This is a genomic window from Flavobacterium sp. C4GT6, assembly GCF_036347315.1.
Taxonomy (GTDB): domain Bacteria; phylum Bacteroidota; class Bacteroidia; order Flavobacteriales; family Flavobacteriaceae; genus Flavobacterium.
Window position 1 is genome coordinate 214,380 of sequence record NZ_JAZGZU010000002.1, and the last position, 17,005, is coordinate 231,384.

The window sequence follows — 17,005 nt, forward strand, 5'->3', positions numbered from 1 at the left end:
ATTGATAGTTTAAATAATTTTAAATCCGCCTTAGGGCGGTTTTTTTATATCTAGAATTTTAATCTAACCATTGCGTTTGGTGTTCTTTCAACCGAATAGGTGTTTACCACTTCAATAAGGTCGGTTTCATCGTTAATACGGTAGTAGCGGTTTATGATATTCTTTTTGTTTAATACATTTAATACGGAGATTCCCATTTGCAGGGTAGCCATGTTTTTAAGTTTTAAAGAATAAAGAGCAGAGAAATTAACCTGAAAGAAGTTCTCTATGTTATCTCCGTTTGGCGATGCGTAGCTTATTTCGGGATATCCCGGTGTGTTATATACAGGGTCATTACTTAATGGTATTGTTTCGGGTCTTCCGGTAAACCATTTACCTCCTAGGGCAAACTTCAGGCTCTTCCATTCATAAGTAGCAGCACAGTTAACAGTATGTCTTAGTTCAAGGTTATTAGGAAACTTTGATGGGTTAAAATCCTTAAAGTCGTATTTATTATTGTTCCAGGTGTAGCTAAACCATGCATAAAAACCGTGAAACTGTTTTTGGATCAGAAACTCCGTACCAAAAACCCTATAATCTCCTGTTAGGTTAATAAGTTCCAGCTGATTTTGAAAACCCTGTTCGGCAGTTGTGATACCTGATACTTTTTTGTAAAAGTTTTCAAGAGAAACCTGCCATCCTCCGGATTTATAATAAACACCTGCCGATATTTGCCTGCCTTTTTGTATAGGAATGTCCTCTCCATTTGCCATAATCCACCTTCTTTTCTCAATGCCTAAAAAGTCCTGTTGTACTTCGGCAATCTGGGAGGTTGCCTGGCTTTTAAATTCTCCAAGAGCTTCAAGTTTCCAATGGTTGTTTATAGTATAGTTAAACTGTAACCTTGGCTCTAAAAGAAAAGTGGACAGGCTGGAAAAATAGTTACCTCTTAGCCCGAATTTTGCGTAAAACTTACTGTTTTCCGGGTTATATTCTGCTTCACCTACAAGGGCATGGCTTCTTAATACATCTTTTGTGGTTTGGAAATAATCAGGAGAGTTTATCCTGTTTGTGTTTTTGATTCCCAATTCACTGTACTGATAGCCTGTGTGTACTACCAGGTAAGGGTATAGGTTAGTGCTATTGCTTAAGCGGAACCCAGTGTCTACAATGTTGTTTTCCTGTTCTACAGCCTGATTATTTAATAAGGCTTCGTTATTTCCGTTTACATGGTAATAAGAGCCATACATAGTGATTTCGCCATAGTTCTTTTCATTCCATTGTGATTTCCATGTAGCAGATCCGCCCAGTGTAAGTTGTGACAGGTTACTGTTTTTTACCAGTACACGGGTAGAAGTAATAGTTCCCTGAGTAAAATCAAGTTTATTGTTTATACCTATAAAATCAATAAACAAGTCACTTTTATCACTGGTTTTAAGATGATACTGTCCGGTAAAATCGTAGAAGTAAAATTCCTTATCACTTTTGTAGTTAATATCGTTACTGTTGCTAAGTTCTGTAACTACTGTGTTCTGGAAAATTCTTTTTGAGTATTTGCTGTAAGCGGGGAGGTCTATGGCATCGGTAAAAGATCGTCTGGCCGATAGCTCCAGCCCTGATTTTTCAGATAGTTTTAAAACCGAATAGAAGTCGGCATTAATCATATTGGTTCCTATACCGAAACTGCTGTCGTCTATATTTTCTGATCTTGAAGATATATCAACAACACTCGATACGCTTTCACCATAAAAGGCGGAAGTTCCGTTTTTGTATATTTTTATCTTATGGGGCAGGTTAGGGTTAAAGCCGGATATGAGTCCAAAAAAGTGTCCGGTTTGAAAAAGTCTTATCCCGTTCCATAAAAATAGGTTTTGGTCGTGAGTACCGCCTCTTACATTAATGTTGGAAACGGTTTCATCTATACTGCTTATGCCCGGTAATTGCTGCATGGTTTGCAGTACATCAGGCTCTATAAGTCCGGGTAGTATACCAAACTTTTTAGGTTTAATAACAAAGCTGCCATCATCCTTTTTGGAGATACCGGTGGTAAGGTATCGTTCGGCAACAATCTCTTCAAGTGTGGTAGTGAAAATAAGTTTAAGGATAATAGTACGGCAATCGTCCTTAAAGCTGTTAACCGTTAATGTTATGGGTTCGTAAGCTGGATGGCTTATCTCTATAAGGTCATTTTTATTTCTAACTATTTTAAAGTAACCGTCCTTATCAGTTTCTACCTGTTCGTTTTGGGAAGTATATCTTATTGTTGTTCCTTCAATAGGAACAGTATATTCATCTACTATATATCCGCAGATAAATTCTTCGCTAACCGGTTTGTAGATGCTTATGTATTTGCCTGATTGTTTAAAGCTAAGTCCTGTTTGTGTCCTGATATAGGATAGCTTTTCACCAATAAGTAAGCTTTTTTGAGGAGGTACTATTTTAAACGGACTGATGTCACTATTAAGGTAGCTGAATTTTACATTGTGCTGTTCTTCAATTTGTACCAGTATGCTTTTTAAAGGCAAAACCTTTCTTACATCCTGGGCATAGGTAGCCCGGACGAAAAAAAAAAATAGTACAGAAAATAAAAGCAGTCCTTTTTTTAATATCATTCGGCCGATAAAATAACGGTGCCCTTACCTGTTTTTTTAGCTTTTAAATGATACTTGTCTGTAAAAAAGGCTAACGTAGTGTCAAGTTCGTTCATAGGTAGGGTACCTGTAAATACATTTTCAGGAGATAGGGAAACATTTTTATCCAGTTCTATTTTTACTGCATAATGCCTTTCTATTTCTTTAATAATATTTTCAGGCTTTTCGCTTACAAAAGTCACTTCGTTATTCATCCAGCCCGGTTGTGCAGCTTGTGTTTCTGGGATAGTTATTTCTTCTCCATTCTCAAAGGTAACACTTTCACCCGGAGTTAGAAATACTTCCTGTGATTTATAAGTAACTTTAACCTTACCTTCAAAACAGGTAACGTCAAAACGGTTGTCTCTGGCTTTTACATTAAATTGTGTACCTACTACAGTAACTTTTCCAAGTGGGGTATTTACATCAAATGTTTTTCCTTTTGCTACCCTAAAGTAGGCTTCACCTGTAAGCTCTATACTTCTTTTTTTGTTCCAGTTCCATGATTTGAATTCGGCTTCAGAGCCCGAGTTCAAAACAACGGCCGATTTATCCGGTAGCAGAAATTCGGTTTTTTCACCAGCCTGGGCTATTTGTGTAGTAGTGTTATTTGTGTAGAATACAAAAGTTAGGCACAGAGCAATAATTAATACAGCAGCTATGCGTACCAACCAAGGCTGGTGTAGCTTAACCACTTTAGGTTGCGGTGCCTGTCTTTTTTCTGTTATAGCGTTATATAGCCTGTCGGCATCCGTTTCCGGAGCCTGCAGTTGAGCAGAATATTCTGCGATTTTCCTGTAAGTGTCAAACTCAGGTAAAGATTCAAATTCCTTTAGCTCCTTTTCATCCATCTCCCCGGCAAGCCACTTCGCTAATTTTATATCCTCTTTCATTATTATGTTTGTTGCTTTGATTTGTAAACAGTTAATTAAATAAATACCCTACCTGAAATTTTCAATTTCTTTTCTTAGTTGTAGTAAAGCACCATGAATTCTTTTCTCTACGGCTTTTACGCTTATGCCTAAAATCTCGGCAATCTCATAGTATTTTTTGCCGTCAATACGATGCATAAGGAAAGCAGTACGCTGCGCCTCAGATAAACCTGCTATAGCCTTTTGCAGTTTTATCTTAAATTGATCTTCTTCCATAATAAATTCAGGATTTTCTGAAGAAGAAGTGGGGCCATTGTATTTTTTAGTATACTCCAATACAACCTTTTGGTGTGCTATGTGGTTTAGGGAAGCGTTGTTTGCTACGGTGTAAATAAATGATTTGGCTTTTTCGGGAGGAACATTGGCGCAGTTTTCCCATAGCTTAATAAAAGCTTCCTGGGTAACATCTTCGGCACGTTCTTCATTACCAAATTTATAATAAAGATAGTTTTTGAGCGTTTTTACGTGTGTCTTGAAGAAATTGGAAAAAAGCAATTCTTCGCAAATATTCGATATGGAGTTATTTTTCATTTTCGGAGTGCAATATCAATGTGAAATTATAAAAAATAATGCAAACAGGTAGGGCTTTTCCCTTTTAAACTGTTTAATTATTGTCCGAAAACGGTGAAAGTGTATATGAAGTTCGTTAAAGCAAAAATAGATATTTTTTTTATTCTCATAACATTATTGCTGTTTTCCTGTCAAAGTGAAGAAAATATTGTTTTGCAGGATAATTCGGGTAATCTTATTTCGGGATCAGAGTTGGCTGTCAAAATGATGAAAGTAGCTCAAAACCCTGTGTCTGCCGATAATATTATAGATAGTACCGATTGTTTTTCGGTTAAACTGCCGATTACAGTTATTGCAAACGGGCAGGAAATCACTATTGATACCGAGTCCGATTTTACTCTTGTTGAAGATGTTTTCAATCAGTCTCAACAAGATGTTGATGAGGTGCAGGTACAGTTGCCGGCTACGGTTATTTATGCAGATTATACTGAGGAGGTTATAAATACACAGCAGCAATGGTTACAGGCATCTTCCTGTAATGAAAGCGGAGGTGACTTAACCTGTATTGCATTTGAGTACCCTTTGTCTGTAAATACCTTTGATACGGTAAATCAAATTGCAGATGTTGTGGTTGTGGACGACAATATGGAGCTGTATGGTTTTTTAAATAACCTTAACGACAGTGTACTGGCTGCAATTGCTTCCCCTGTTGTGGTATTGTCTCCTGACGGAGATGAAATTAGTGCTGCAGGTAATGAAGACTTGCTTAATGCTATCAATCAGTTTGCAAATTTGTGTGAATAAATAGAAAAAAGAGCTAAATTGTTGTAGTTGAGAAAATAACACTAACGAATACTAACTTAAACTACTACAATTATGAAAAAACATTTTTTTAAACTAGTGTTGGCATGCACTTTGATAACTGTATTGCTGTCGTGCAGTTCTGATGATGATAACTCATCAGTTAATACAGATACATCACAAATAGTGAGTGCTGCGCAAAGCGGCACATGGAGTATTACATCTTTTGTAGATTCGGGTAATGATGAGACAAATCACTTTACGGGTTATGCTTTTACCTTTGGAAGTAACGAAGTGTTAACCGCAGTAAATGGGGATTCGACAGTAATTGGTACGTGGTCTGTAACTACAGATGACAGTAATGATGATAACCCTAGTGGTGATGTTGATTTTAATATCGGTTTTGCATCGCCGACAGATTTTACGGATCTTACAGACGATTGGGATATCGTTACAGTAACATCGACCACTATAAGCCTGATTGATGTGAGTGGAGGAAACGGAGGTACAGATACCCTTGTGTTTCAAAAGAATTAAAACAATATCCTTATGCTGCTTTTACAGTGAAGGAATAACAATAAATGAAAAAGAAAAACTAGTATCTATTCTGATAAACGGAAGCTTCAAAGTTATTTGAATTGCTATGAAAACTAAAAAGAGCCAAAGTTTATCTGTGCAGAAAAACCAGTCTGAAAAGACTGGTTTTTTTATTTTTTCGAAAAAAAAATGAAAACAGGGGTAGGGTGGAAAACCTTATGACTGTTTTATTATCAACACCGATTAACAGATGCAATAATCGTAAAGTTTGTGTTTTTTTTTAATATTCAAGTTTTTTCCTCAAGAAAACCAGTCCTAAAGGCTGGTTTTTTTATTGCATAACGCTGTTAACTTCAAAATCAAATTCTTAAATTTGCACCTTATAAAATCTGAACAATAAATTATGTTTGATAATTTAAGTGATAAGTTAGACAAAGCCTTTCATATTCTTAAAGGGCACGGAAAGATTACCGAAGTAAACGTAGCAGATACCCTTAAAGAAGTTAGAAGGGCATTACTTGATGCCGATGTTAACTTTAAGATAGCTAAGGATTTTACCAATAAGGTGAAAGAAAAAGCTATTGGCGAGAATGTATTGACTACATTACAGCCGGGACAGCTTATGGTAAAGCTTGTGAAAGACGAGCTTACCGAACTTATGGGAGGCGATGTTGCCGGGGTTAACCTTTCGGGTAATCCATCGGTAATATTAATGTCCGGTTTACAGGGTTCGGGTAAAACTACTTTTTCGGGTAAGCTTGCTAACTTTTTAAAAACTAAGAAAAACAAGAAACCCTTACTTGTTGCCTGTGATATTTACCGTCCGGCGGCAATTAACCAGCTTCACGTAGTTGGAGAGCAAATTGGTGTAGAAGTATACTCTGAAGAGGGTAATAAAAATCCTGTAGAGATTGCACAAAACGCTATTAAGCATGCTAAGGCAAACGGCTTTAATGTAGTGATTGTGGATACCGCAGGTCGTCTTGCTGTTGATGAGGAGATGATGAACGAAATTGCAAACGTTCATAAAGCCATAGAGCCAAACGAAACGCTTTTTGTGGTGGATTCTATGACAGGTCAGGATGCTGTTAATACTGCTAAAGCTTTTAACGACAGACTTAACTTTGATGGTGTTATACTTACCAAATTAGATGGTGATACCCGTGGTGGTGCCGCTATATCTATCAAATCGGTAGTTAATAAACCAATCAAGTTTATTGGTACAGGTGAGAAGATGGAAGCTATTGATGTTTTCTATCCTTCACGTATGGCCGACCGTATTCTTGGTATGGGTGACGTTGTATCGTTAGTAGAAAGAGCACAGGAGCAGTATGATGAGGAAGAAGCAAGAAAGCTTCAGAAAAAAATCGCTAAAAACGAATTTGGTTTTGACGATTTTCTTTCTCAAATACAGCAGGTAAAGAAAATGGGTAATATGAAAGACCTTGTCGGGATGATTCCGGGTGCAGGTAAAGCCCTTAAAGATGTAGAGATTGAAGACGATGCTTTTAAGCATATAGAAGCTATTATACATTCCATGACTCCGGTTGAAAGAACTAAGCCATCTATTCTTGATGCAAAAAGAAAGAATAGGATTGCTAAAGGATCGGGTACGTCCATACAACAGGTTAATCAATTGCTAAAGCAGTTTGACCAAATGAGCAAAATGATGAAGATGATGCAGGGAGGTGCAGGTAAAAACATGATGCGAATGATGGGCGGAATGAAAGGTATGAGGCCATAAGAAACTGTAGAGGCGCGGGTAACCGCGTCTTTTTTAATAATAATTAACAGATATAACATGCAGTTATTAGACGGGAAAAAAATTTCTGAAGACATTAAGAATGAGATTGCCGCTGAGGTAAAAAAAATGAAGGACAATGGTGAAAAAGTACCTCACCTTGCAGCGGTTATCGTTGGTAACGACGGAGCAAGTCTTACTTATGTAGGTAGTAAGGTAAAGTCATGCGAGCGCGTTGGGTTTGAGTCTACTCTTATAAAATTGCCAAGTACTATCTCTGAAACCGAGCTTTTAAAGAAAATTGAAGAGCTTAATCAGGATGATAACATTGATGGTTTTATTGTACAGCTTCCGTTACCGGAACAAATAGATGACCAAAAGGTGCTTATGGCTATCGATCCTAGTAAGGATGTTGATGGTTTCCACCCTGAGAACTTTGGTAAAATGGCTTTGGATATGACTACTTTTATCCCGGCTACCCCGTTTGGTATTCTTGAGCTTTTAGAACGATACAATGTGCAAACTGCAGGTAAACACACAGTAGTTATAGGTCGTAGCCATATTGTAGGTAGACCAATGAGTATCCTGATGGGGCGTAAAGGTTTCCCTGGTAACTCTACTGTAACACTTACTCACAGCCATACTAAAAACATTAGCCAGATTACTACTCAGGCCGATATTATTATTACGGCTTTAGGTGTGCCTAACTACCTAAAAGCAGAGATGGTGAAAGATGATGCTGTAATTATTGATGTAGGTATTACACGTGTTCCTGATGAAACTGCCGAAAGAGGTTATAGGATTACAGGTGACGTAGATTTTGCTAATGTTAGCAAAAAAGCATCATACATTACTCCTGTACCAGGTGGTGTAGGGCCAATGACAATTGCCATGCTACTTAAAAATACATTACTTGCAAGAGAGCAAAGAGCAATGAGAGGACAATAATCCTTTTATTTCCTTATAAAACAAAGGCTGCTAATTTTATTAGCAGCCTTTTTCATTAAAAAAAACTATCAATCTGAATTAATTTAATGATGTTACTTTTTAAGAACCTTAATTTGTTTCAGTTCATTGCCCGCATGTATAGTAAGAAAATAAGCTCCTGATGGTAAAGAACTCATCTCAACCTGAGTTGTTTCTGTTCCTGCTTTTTGCTGTAATACAAGCTGTCCTGTAAGGTTGTATACTTCTACATTGTCAATTATAGTAGAGTTGCTTAATGTTACAATGTCTTCGGTAGGGTTTGGTTGGTAGGTAAAACCTTTAAAGGTATTGTTGTTAAGTCCCAATTCTGCTTCGGTAGTAAACTCTACCATTTCCCAGTCACTCCATATTGGTCCACATTGTGTTCTTACAAATGCATAGTATGTGGTTTCCGGCTCAAGTTCTGAGAAGTCAGTTGTGAAGTTTTCTTCATACGTCCCCTCTGCAGGAGGTGTATCGTTATCACCTATTGCATATTGGTATACGCTTGGAGTGGTGTTGCCTTCGGTAGTTGCTTCCCATGTAAATGTAGCGCTACTTTCGGTAATGTCTGATACTGTTAGGTTGGAAGGGGTACCACAGGTATTTTCTTCAACGCTAAAATTATCAACATAAATACTGCCCTGTGCTCCCTCACTTTGTGCATGGAACCCAAAGTAATAAATACCATCTTCTTCAACAGTTACATAATTAGTAGTTTGTGTTGCCAGAGTTGCATCTGTAATGGTATGTTCACCTATCATACCTCCCTCTGAAGCTGTTGCAGGATTTGGATTGGTACTCATTGTTACCATCAGGCTTTCGGTAGTAGTGCCACTGTCGTTACCATAGGTGTATTGTATTTTATAGAAAGTGCCTGCGGTTAGTTCTATTCCTTGTGTAAAATACCAAGCATCTGCATTGGCTTCTGTTGCGGTATAAATTAGAGTGTTAGAGTCAAATCCATTACCTGGATTACCCGCTGTAGCCCACTCACTGCCACTGTTTGTAGCAATACTAGTACAGTTTGGTATTTCCGGAGCGGTAGCCGACTCAAAATCTTGTGTATATGGTACTGTCGCTGTTTCTGTACAAGGTGTTGTAAATACTAAGGGTGCAGGCCATTCTCCCATTACAGGACCACAAAAGTTTCTTACGAATACATAGTAGGTTGTTCCTGCTTCCAGTTCATCAAAAGTTACGCTCAAGTCGTTAACCATAACCATACCTTCATCTGAAGGAATATTGCTAGTCCCGAAAGTGTAAAAATACCCCATTGATGTACCACCCTCAGCAGCTTCCCATGCTACTGTGGCGGTTGTTGAGGTAATATCTGTAATGCCTATGTTTTGTGGTATACTACAGGTCCATTCGTCAATAATAATATCATCTATGTAAATGTTTCCCTGATTGGCATCACTATACGCCTGTATCCCGAAATAATATATCCCGCTATTGTCGCCTACTGTAAATGGTGCGGAGAAATAAATTTGTTCTTCGTTATTGTTTATACCTGTAATCTCGGTAATTGTATTTGTCCATGTAGAAGGATTTGGTGAAGTGCCGAATCTTAATCTTATATTTTCGGTAGTTTCACTACTATTATTACCATACCTAAAGCTTATTTTGTAAAAAGTGTTAGCTTCCATTTCTACAGGAGCCATTACAAAATAGGAGTTGGCTGTTTCATTATTACCAGTATACATTAATGTACCGCTTTCAAATCCGCTTCCCGGATTGCTTACAGATGTCCAGCTGTTTCCGGTATCTATAGTTACAGATGAGGTACACTCAGGTATTTGTGACTCAGTAAGCGATTCAAAATCTTCGGTGTAAGGTAGTGGTGTAGTCAAGCACGGTGTAGTGAATTCAATAACTTCCCATTCACTGTTTACATCACCACATTCATTTTTTATAAAAGCATAGTATGTTGTATTGGCTTCCAGTGCGGTAAGTTCTTGAAATAACTCTGTAACTGTTTCAGGGGAGGTAGGTGGAGTATTTGTAGTAGAGTAGCCAAAATAATATCCTGTAGAGGGAACATTTCCTTCTGTTGCTGCTTCCCATGATATTGTTGCACTATTATAAGTAAGAGCACTGGCTGTAGCATTTTCAGGGGTTCCACAAACGGTTTGCTGTAAAGAAAAATCATCTATATAAAGTTCGCCCTGGTTTGCTTCGCTTAAGGCGCGGAAACCTATATAATACGTGCCTGTCTCTTCTACAGTAAAGAAGTTTAGGTCCTGTGTGTGTGGTATAGCGTCATCAATGGTGGCGGCATATAGTGCTACTGCATCTTCAGCAGTAGGAGAAACACCATAAGTAAGCATAATACTTTCAGCAGTTTCTGTACTGTTATTGCCATATCGGAATGTTATCTTATAATATGTTCCGGCTTCAAGGTTCACGCCTTTAGTAAATAACCAGCTGTCTCCGGCTGCATTGCTGGGGCCAAATTTTAGTGTACCGGTTTCAAAACCCGATCCCGGATTCGTAACAGTAGTCCAAAAACCCGAACCCGAATTAGCTATAGAAGTTGTGCATTCAGGAATTAAGCTTGCGGTTACATTTTCAAAATCAAGGCTATAAGGTAACTCTGCACCGGTACATGCTGTTGTAGTGAATTCAGTTCCGGTACTCCAGTCACTCCATGTTCCTGAACAAAATGATCTGATATAGGCAGTATAGGTAGTGCCTGATGCTAAAGGAAAATAATTAGACATACTTGTTGAAGTTGTGGTTCCTCCGTCAGTAGCATCGTTATCTCCCACTACGATGCTAGCCTGGTAAAATTGTACTTCACTTCCTGTTGAAACGGCATCCCAACTTAATAAAGCACTGTTTGATGTTATTTCTGTTACTGTGAGGTTACTGGGTACAACACATTGTGCTGTTGCCATAAAGACCTTTAATAACAAAAAAGAAATCAGAATAATAATTCTTTTCATAATGATTAATTTTTCTAAATAGTTAATAGTTGTAGTTTTTCTTACTCTTGGTCATGCTTTTTGAGGGAAAAAGCGTGACAAATAGTTTAGCAACGTTAATGAAAAAATGAACCTTTAATAGTTAAAGTATTGGTATTGTGGTGGGTAAAAAAGCGACAAATACAGTGACAAAAAGCGACAGGTGTTTTTTAACTAATTGTTTGGTAGTGTTTTATGTTTTTTATAGCAGGTTTTGTTTTCTTTTTCCTACAACGTTTTCATTTTTTCATTTTTTTTTGAAGAAATGATGAGAATTCAGTTTGAATGGCTGATTTTAATATTTAATCAATGATTAATTAAACGGAAGAGTATAAAAAACAAAAGGACTTACGTTATGTAAGTCCTTTTGTAAAAACAGAAATTGTAGATTTAAAAATCAGTAGCTTTAGTAGTGGATTCCCATGTTTTTAATTCCTGCTCTAAGTTTTTAAGCTTGGTTTCTGCCATTTGATATGCATCACTACCAAGGAAAAGGTATAATGGCGGATTAGCAGTTTCAGAAACCTTAATTATTTGCTCAACACCTTTTACAGGATCTCCGGGCTGGTTACCGTTAATGGTGTTTTCATGTAGTGACTGTGAGTTTCTTGCCGAAGTATAGACTTCAATTGGGTTTTGTGTTGCAGCAAGTGAATCAGGGTTTAGGAAGTTAGTTCTGAAATACCCCGGTAAAACTAATGTCACGTTTATATTGAAGTCTTTCATTTCTTCCGAAAGAGCTTCGGTGAACCCGTTTACAGCAAACTTGGTAGCGCAATAAATACCAAAACCCGGGAAGTTACCTATAAAACCGCCTACAGATGATATGTTGAAGATGTGCCCTGATTTCTGTTCGCGTAAATACGGAAGCGCTTTACGTATAACATTAAGGGTACCAAATACATTCACTTCAAAGTTTTGGCGAGCTTCCTTGTCTGTCAGCTCTTCAACTGCACCTAATAATCCGTAGCCTGCATTGTTAACCACATTGTCCAGTTGACCAAATTTTTCAACAGTAGCTTTTAGTGCCTTTTCTACACTATTCTCACTGGTAAGATCTACTTCTAACGGAAGTAAATTTTCATGTTCTCCGGCAGCAGCCAATAATTGGTCTTTACTTCTTGAAGTGGCAGCAACATAGTTTCCTTTTGCTAAGAGCTGTTTTACAAACTCCAGTCCTAAGCCTTTGCTGGCTCCCGTAATAAACCATACTTTTTTCTCTTTGTTTTCCATAATTGTTCGTTTTTAATTATGGTACAAAGTTATGAGCAGTGTAGAGCTTATAGCTTGCTCCGGTCAAACCAATAATTGCAAAAATCAAACATTTCTATAATGAGAAGGCGTTTGGGTAGTTTGTTTTTTGAAAAAGTTATTGAAATGCGAAGGCTCTTCAAAGCCAAGGCAGTTGCTTATTTCGGCTATGTTCCAGTCTGTATGCCTTAAAAGAGCCTTAGCTTCTGCCAGTAAGCGTTCACTTATCAAAGTTGTGGTTGTTTTGCCTGTGGTTTGCTTTATGGCGCGGTTAAGATGATTAACATGTACCGATAGTGTTTGGGCAAAATCATTAGCCGATCGCATGTTGAATCGCTGTACAGGTGTTTCTATAGGGAATTGCCTTTCAAGTAACTCATTGAATACAGAAGTGATACGAGAATTTGCGTTAGGGTGAGTATAAAGGTTTTCTGCCGGTTCAGTTTTAAGTGCAAGGTGTATAATCTCATTAAGGTAGCCTCTAAGTAAATCATATTTAAAGGCATAATCGGAATTGATTTCATCCAGCATCTTTTCAAAAATAGCAGCAATAGCTTCTTCCTGAGCTTGATTCAATATATAAGACGGTTTACCTCCCGGAGTAAACATAGGCAATTCATTAAGGCTGCCTCTTATTTTTTCGGTGAAAAATGGTGCGGTGAATATGCAGAAGTAACCTGTAGGGTCTTCTGATAAGGATTCCCATGTGTATGGAACCTGCGGATTAAAGAATACCAGAGATGTACCGTCTACCTCTAAACTTTTATCGGCATAATGGTAACGGTTTTTACCTCTTACAAAAGTAACCTTATAATAATCCCTGCGGGCATACCTTACTTGTTTGCCGGGTTGTAGGCAGTCTTCCAGCCTGAAAACATTAAAATGACCAACGCTGTCGTTAATGTTTTGTGGTACTTCTTTCCTTTTATCTTTATAAAACTGAGTAAGAGATTCTGATTCCATATTGAGGGTGATTGCGAAATTCAATCAAATATACGAAATATTGTAATTCTCTTTATGGTATGAATTACTTTCTCTTCCTGAAGTCGCCTTTTCTGTTTCGGTTGCCGTTTTCGTTTCTGCCTGTATTTTTAGGCTTATTGTTAAACGGTCTTTTATTTTCGGTTTTAGCTTTAGGTAAGCTGGCTTCTTCGGTCTTACTGGAGTCAGATATAAGTTTGTTGAGTTCTTTTATCTCTGTCGGGGTAAGGTCGCGGTAACGGCCTACAGGAACATCCAGTGAAATGTTTATAATTCGTATACGTTTAAGTGCAGTAACCTCATATCCTAAAAACTCACACATACGGCGAATTTGCCTGTTAAGTCCCTGTGTAAGCACAATCCTGAAAATGTACCTGCTAACCTGCTCTACCTTACACTTACGCGTTATAGTGTCTAGAATCGGTACACCGTTACCCATGCGTTGTATAAAACGGTCGGTAATCGGTTTGTTTACTGTTACTATATATTCCTTTTCGTGATTGTTGCGGGCTCTTAGTATTTTGTTTACAATATCGCCGTCATCAGTCATAAAAATAAGGCCTTCACTGGCTTTGTCAAGGCGTCCTATAGGGAATATGCGGGTAGGGTAGTTTATATAGTCTACAATGTTATTTCTAACATCGGGGTTGGTGGTACATTCAATACCAACGGGTTTGTTGAAAGCAAGATAAACGCTTTTTCCTCTTTTTTCGGTAATCAGTTTTCCGTCAATACGTACTTCATCCTCAAGGCTTACTTTGGTTCCCATTTCCGGTACAATGCCATTAATGGTTACACGGCCTTCTTCAATAAGTTTGTCGGCTTCCCTGCGGGAACAGTATCCGGTTTCCGAAATAAATTTGTTTAAACGCTTAAGCTCTTCCATAGTACAAAGATACGCTTTTAGCTTTCAAAAAGGAAGGAGTATATTTTGTTGTAAAGGGCATCGTCATGCATGCTGTGTCCAAGTCCTTTCGTAGCTATAAATTCGGCATCCGGCCATGCTTCGGCTATTTTTTTACCCTCTTTAAACGATACCACTTCGTCTTTTTCATCATGGGCTACCAGTCCTTTTGCTTTTATTGTGGTGGCAAAAATACCGCCCGAAAACTCTTCGGTCTTTATTTTGAAGTGTTTAAAGAAGTGTTTTTTAAGTAACTGAATTACGTTTAGGTTCAGGCTTAGTATACCGGCATAATTGTTTAACAGTGTGTTAAGATCACTAGGTGCACCCAGTATTACCATTTTTTGGATAATATCGTTAGGGTATTGTGACTGATAGTGCACGGCGGTGGCACCTCCCATGGAGTGGCCAATCATGTATTGCGGCTGGAATTCCTTTACTACAATATCTAAAAATTCTGAATAACGCGGAACGCTAAATTCATGACCTGACGATAAACCATGAGCAGGAGCATCTACAGCAATAATAGTACTACCTGATTTTTTAAGGTAAGGCATAAGCAGTTCCCAGCGGGAAGCATTGCTCTCCCATCCGTGAACAAGGAGTACTTTAGTGTCATTACCTTTCCAAATGTAAGTTTGGAAAATAAAATTGTTGTGGGTAATAATTTCAGCTTCGGCCTCTTTAAGTATGTCGGGAAGATTGTCTTTGGATAATCTGCCGTCTCGGGGCTCGCTGAAAAATTTATATGCCAATTTGCTTGCTTTCTGTGGAGCAATATAACTGAGTGTGTTTATGTAGAGTCCTATGGATTTAGACAGTATAAAGGTAATCAGTTTCTGCATGGCAGTTAAAAAAGCCCCGCGTTGGCGGGGCTTAAATATTATAATTTAGCGAACAATTGTTCCATTTTTTCTTTTTCTTCGTCAGCAAGTGAGCTGTCTACTAAAATTCTTCCGCTGTGCTCATCAGTGATGATTTTTTTGCGGGAAGCAATCTCCATTTGAGTTTGTGGAGGTATAGTAAAGAATGATCCGGCAGAAGCACCTCTTTCAATAGAAACAACTGCAAGTCCGTTTCTTACGCTTGTACGTATTCTTGTGTAAGCAGCAAGAAGTCTTTCTTCGATTTGCTCCTGGTACTCAGCTGATTTTTCAATAAGGAAGTTTTCTTCTTTCTCAGTTTCAGCCATAATAGCACCAAGCTCTGATTTTTTATGGTCAAGGTGGCTTTGTTTAGCCTCAAGTCTTTCCTGAGACTGACCAATTACCTCTTTTTTATGCTCAATAGAAGCTTTCATCTCCTTGATGTGCTTTTCAGCAAGTTGGATTTCAAGCTCCTGGAATTCGATCTCTTTAGTAAGAGAGTTGAATTCACGGTTATTGCGAACATTTTTTTGCTGCTCAGTATATTTCTTGATTGCAGTTTTGTGCTCGTCAATAGCGTTTTTCTTTTCTTTGATCTGATCCTCAATAGATTCAAGATCACTTTTAAGTTTGTCAAGCCTTGTACTTAATCCTGCAACTTCATCTTCAAGGTCTTCCACTTCAAGAGGAAGTTCACCCCTTACATTTCTGATTTCGTCTATTCTTGAATCAATTAACTGTAAATCATAAAGTGCCCTTAACTTTTCTTCAACACTTAATTCCTTGGTATTCGCCATATTTATAAGTACTTAACTGGATTTGTATTTTCTTGCGATAAAATGATTGCAAAATTAGGAATTTTTTTCGTAAGATAATCAACTATATAATTTTTTGTGTAACGTTCGCTCTCAAAATGTCCTATATCTGCCAGTAAAAGCCTATTTTCTGCTTCATAAAACTGATGATATTTTAAATCGGCAGTTAAAAAAGCGTCTGCTCCTTTAGCAATAGCACTTTTTATGGCAAAACTACCTGAGCCTCCCAGTACAGCTACTTTTTTAATTGGTTTGCCTGTAAAAGTACTGTGCCTTATACCTCCGGCTTCCATTTTTTCTTTTACAAAAAGCAGGAAGTCTTTCTCATTCATAGGTTGTTCAAATTCGCCTATCATCCCTAAACCAATATTTTGATGTTTGTTTTCAAGGCTGTAAACCTCATAGGCCACTTCCTCATAAACATGGTTGTTAAAAAGAGCTTTCAGTATTTTTGATTCTAAATGTTTTTCAAAAGTTACCTCGACTTTAATCTCTTTATCTTCTACAAAATCACCAGGCAATCCTATAGCGGGATTACTGTCTTCATTTCCCTGATAAGAACCAAACCCCTGTGAGGTAAAGCTGCAGTTTTCATAATTGCCTATGTTTCCGGCTCCGGCATCAAACAATGCATTGCGTAGTTTTTCTACATTTTCGGGTATGGTAAAGGTGATAAGTTTACGGATGTAGTTTTCTTTTGGAATTAAAACAGAAGTGTTTTTTAATCCTAAAGCATCACAAAATATTTTGTTTACGCCATGTTTGTGGTTGTCTAAAGCGGTGTGAACAGCATAAATGGCAATATCATTTTTTATCGCTTTAATAATGGAGCGTTCCACATAGTTTTTTCCGGTGATTTTTTTAAGTCCAGAAAATAGTATTGGATGAAAACAAACTATAAGATTGCAGTTTTTTGCAATGGCTTCATTAATAACGCTTTCCAGAGCGTCATGGCACACCAGTACTCCGGTAGCTTCGTTATTACTGTCGCCGGTAAGCAGGCCTACATTGTCAAAATCTTCGGCATAGGCTAACGGAGCCATTTGCTCTAAAACGGCAAGTATATCTTTTATTTTCATGAAAATGGTATAGCGTAAGCCCAAATTTAAAAATTATTGTGTGTAAG

14 protein-coding genes are annotated in these 17,005 nt (G+C 37.8%); 4 read left to right on the forward strand and 10 right to left on the reverse strand.

The genetic code is table 11. The features are described 5' to 3' along the window. Positions 1 to 50: 50 nt before the first annotated feature. Genes V3Z67_RS03255 through V3Z67_RS03265 form a run of 3 tightly spaced genes read right to left on the reverse strand, consistent with a single transcriptional unit; the run spans position 51 to position 4,072 of the window. Positions 51 to 2,591 carry a TonB-dependent receptor gene (locus V3Z67_RS03255; protein ID WP_330441948.1) on the reverse strand — a complete coding sequence of 847 codons (2,541 nt, stop codon included), beginning with the start codon at positions 2,589 to 2,591 and terminating at the stop codon, positions 51 to 53. Further along, positions 2,588 to 3,502 (reverse strand): FecR family protein, encoded by a 915-nt coding sequence (locus tag V3Z67_RS03260; RefSeq protein ID WP_330441949.1) that lies wholly within the window; start codon positions 3,500 to 3,502, stop codon positions 2,588 to 2,590. The genes V3Z67_RS03255 and V3Z67_RS03260 overlap by 4 nt, the downstream gene beginning before the upstream one ends. Positions 3,503 to 3,550: 48 nt before the next feature. Beyond that, positions 3,551 to 4,072 carry an RNA polymerase sigma factor gene (locus V3Z67_RS03265; RefSeq protein WP_330441950.1) on the reverse strand — a complete coding sequence of 174 codons (522 nt, stop codon included), beginning with the start codon at positions 4,070 to 4,072 and terminating at the stop codon, positions 3,551 to 3,553. Between the two features lie 105 nt (positions 4,073 to 4,177). Between V3Z67_RS03265 and V3Z67_RS03270 the strand changes: the two genes are divergently transcribed. The 4 genes from V3Z67_RS03270 (at position 4,178) to V3Z67_RS03285 (ending at position 8,078) form a co-directional block, all read left to right on the forward strand. Continuing rightward, on the forward strand, positions 4,178 to 4,855 hold the full coding sequence (locus V3Z67_RS03270) for a hypothetical protein (RefSeq protein WP_330441951.1): 678 nt from the start codon (positions 4,178 to 4,180) through the stop codon (positions 4,853 to 4,855). 72 nt (positions 4,856 to 4,927) lie between these two features. Beyond that, positions 4,928 to 5,389 carry a hypothetical protein gene (locus V3Z67_RS03275; RefSeq protein ID WP_330441952.1) on the forward strand — a complete coding sequence of 154 codons (462 nt, stop codon included), beginning with the start codon at positions 4,928 to 4,930 and terminating at the stop codon, positions 5,387 to 5,389. A 403-nt stretch (positions 5,390 to 5,792) separates the two neighbouring features. Further along, entirely contained in the window at positions 5,793 to 7,133 is a 1,341-nt protein-coding gene (gene ffh / locus V3Z67_RS03280) for a signal recognition particle protein (protein ID WP_330441953.1), read from the forward strand. Between the two features lie 57 nt (positions 7,134 to 7,190). Beyond that, positions 7,191 to 8,078 (forward strand): bifunctional 5,10-methylenetetrahydrofolate dehydrogenase/5,10-methenyltetrahydrofolate cyclohydrolase, encoded by an 888-nt coding sequence (locus tag V3Z67_RS03285; RefSeq protein ID WP_330441954.1) that lies wholly within the window; start codon positions 7,191 to 7,193, stop codon positions 8,076 to 8,078. Between the two features lie 92 nt (positions 8,079 to 8,170). Here the strand turns inward: V3Z67_RS03285 and V3Z67_RS03290 are convergent, their stop codons facing one another. The 7 genes from V3Z67_RS03290 to V3Z67_RS03320 all read right to left on the reverse strand — a co-directional run bounded on the left by V3Z67_RS03290 (position 8,171) and on the right by V3Z67_RS03320 (position 16,958). Continuing rightward, a complete protein-coding gene (locus V3Z67_RS03290) occupies positions 8,171 to 11,044 on the reverse strand; it encodes a fibronectin type III domain-containing protein (protein ID WP_330441955.1) in 2,874 nt (957 codons plus the stop codon). Between the two features lie 408 nt (positions 11,045 to 11,452). Beyond that, a complete protein-coding gene (locus V3Z67_RS03295; protein WP_330441956.1) occupies positions 11,453 to 12,295 on the reverse strand; it encodes an SDR family NAD(P)-dependent oxidoreductase in 843 nt (280 codons plus the stop codon). Between the two features lie 84 nt (positions 12,296 to 12,379). Beyond that, positions 12,380 to 13,276, reverse strand: a complete 897-nt coding sequence (locus tag V3Z67_RS03300) for an AraC family transcriptional regulator (protein WP_330441957.1) — start codon at positions 13,274 to 13,276, stop codon at positions 12,380 to 12,382. 64 nt (positions 13,277 to 13,340) lie between these two features. Next, positions 13,341 to 14,180 (reverse strand): 23S rRNA pseudouridine(2604) synthase RluF, encoded by an 840-nt coding sequence (gene rluF, locus V3Z67_RS03305; protein ID WP_330441958.1) that lies wholly within the window; start codon positions 14,178 to 14,180, stop codon positions 13,341 to 13,343. Between the two features lie 17 nt (positions 14,181 to 14,197). Next, positions 14,198 to 15,043: an alpha/beta hydrolase gene (locus tag V3Z67_RS03310; protein ID WP_330441959.1), complete on the reverse strand. Its 846-nt coding sequence runs from the start codon at positions 15,041 to 15,043 to the stop codon at positions 14,198 to 14,200. 38 nt (positions 15,044 to 15,081) lie between these two features. Beyond that, on the reverse strand, positions 15,082 to 15,861 hold the full coding sequence (locus tag V3Z67_RS03315; RefSeq protein ID WP_330441960.1) for a zinc ribbon domain-containing protein: 780 nt from the start codon (positions 15,859 to 15,861) through the stop codon (positions 15,082 to 15,084). Positions 15,862 to 15,863: 2 nt separating this feature from the next. Next, the gene (locus tag V3Z67_RS03320) at positions 15,864 to 16,958 is read right to left on the reverse strand and encodes a Nif3-like dinuclear metal center hexameric protein (protein ID WP_330441961.1); all 1,095 of its coding nucleotides are present in this window, start codon (positions 16,956 to 16,958) and stop codon (positions 15,864 to 15,866) included. Between the last annotated feature and the right edge of the window lie 47 nt (positions 16,959 to 17,005).

Bases quoted from the DNA above. Each gene is read 5' to 3' on its own strand.
- V3Z67_RS03255 (WP_330441948.1), bottom strand. From the start codon at position 2,591: ATGATATTAAAAAAAGGACTGCTTTTATTTTCTGTACTATTTTTTTTT.
- V3Z67_RS03260 (WP_330441949.1), bottom strand. From the start codon at position 3,502: ATGAAAGAGGATATAAAATTAGCGAAGTGGCTTGCCGGGGAGATGGAT.
- V3Z67_RS03265 (WP_330441950.1), bottom strand. From the start codon at position 4,072: ATGAAAAATAACTCCATATCGAATATTTGCGAAGAATTGCTTTTTTCC.
- V3Z67_RS03270 (WP_330441951.1), top strand. From the start codon at position 4,178: ATGAAGTTCGTTAAAGCAAAAATAGATATTTTTTTTATTCTCATAACA.
- V3Z67_RS03275 (WP_330441952.1), top strand. From the start codon at position 4,928: ATGAAAAAACATTTTTTTAAACTAGTGTTGGCATGCACTTTGATAACT.
- ffh (WP_330441953.1), top strand. From the start codon at position 5,793: ATGTTTGATAATTTAAGTGATAAGTTAGACAAAGCCTTTCATATTCTT.
- V3Z67_RS03285 (WP_330441954.1), top strand. From the start codon at position 7,191: ATGCAGTTATTAGACGGGAAAAAAATTTCTGAAGACATTAAGAATGAG.
- V3Z67_RS03290 (WP_330441955.1), bottom strand. From the start codon at position 11,044: ATGAAAAGAATTATTATTCTGATTTCTTTTTTGTTATTAAAGGTCTTT.
- V3Z67_RS03295 (WP_330441956.1), bottom strand. From the start codon at position 12,295: ATGGAAAACAAAGAGAAAAAAGTATGGTTTATTACGGGAGCCAGCAAA.
- V3Z67_RS03300 (WP_330441957.1), bottom strand. From the start codon at position 13,276: ATGGAATCAGAATCTCTTACTCAGTTTTATAAAGATAAAAGGAAAGAA.
- rluF (WP_330441958.1), bottom strand. From the start codon at position 14,180: ATGGAAGAGCTTAAGCGTTTAAACAAATTTATTTCGGAAACCGGATAC.
- V3Z67_RS03310 (WP_330441959.1), bottom strand. From the start codon at position 15,043: ATGCAGAAACTGATTACCTTTATACTGTCTAAATCCATAGGACTCTAC.
- V3Z67_RS03315 (WP_330441960.1), bottom strand. From the start codon at position 15,861: ATGGCGAATACCAAGGAATTAAGTGTTGAAGAAAAGTTAAGGGCACTT.
- V3Z67_RS03320 (WP_330441961.1), bottom strand. From the start codon at position 16,958: ATGAAAATAAAAGATATACTTGCCGTTTTAGAGCAAATGGCTCCGTTA.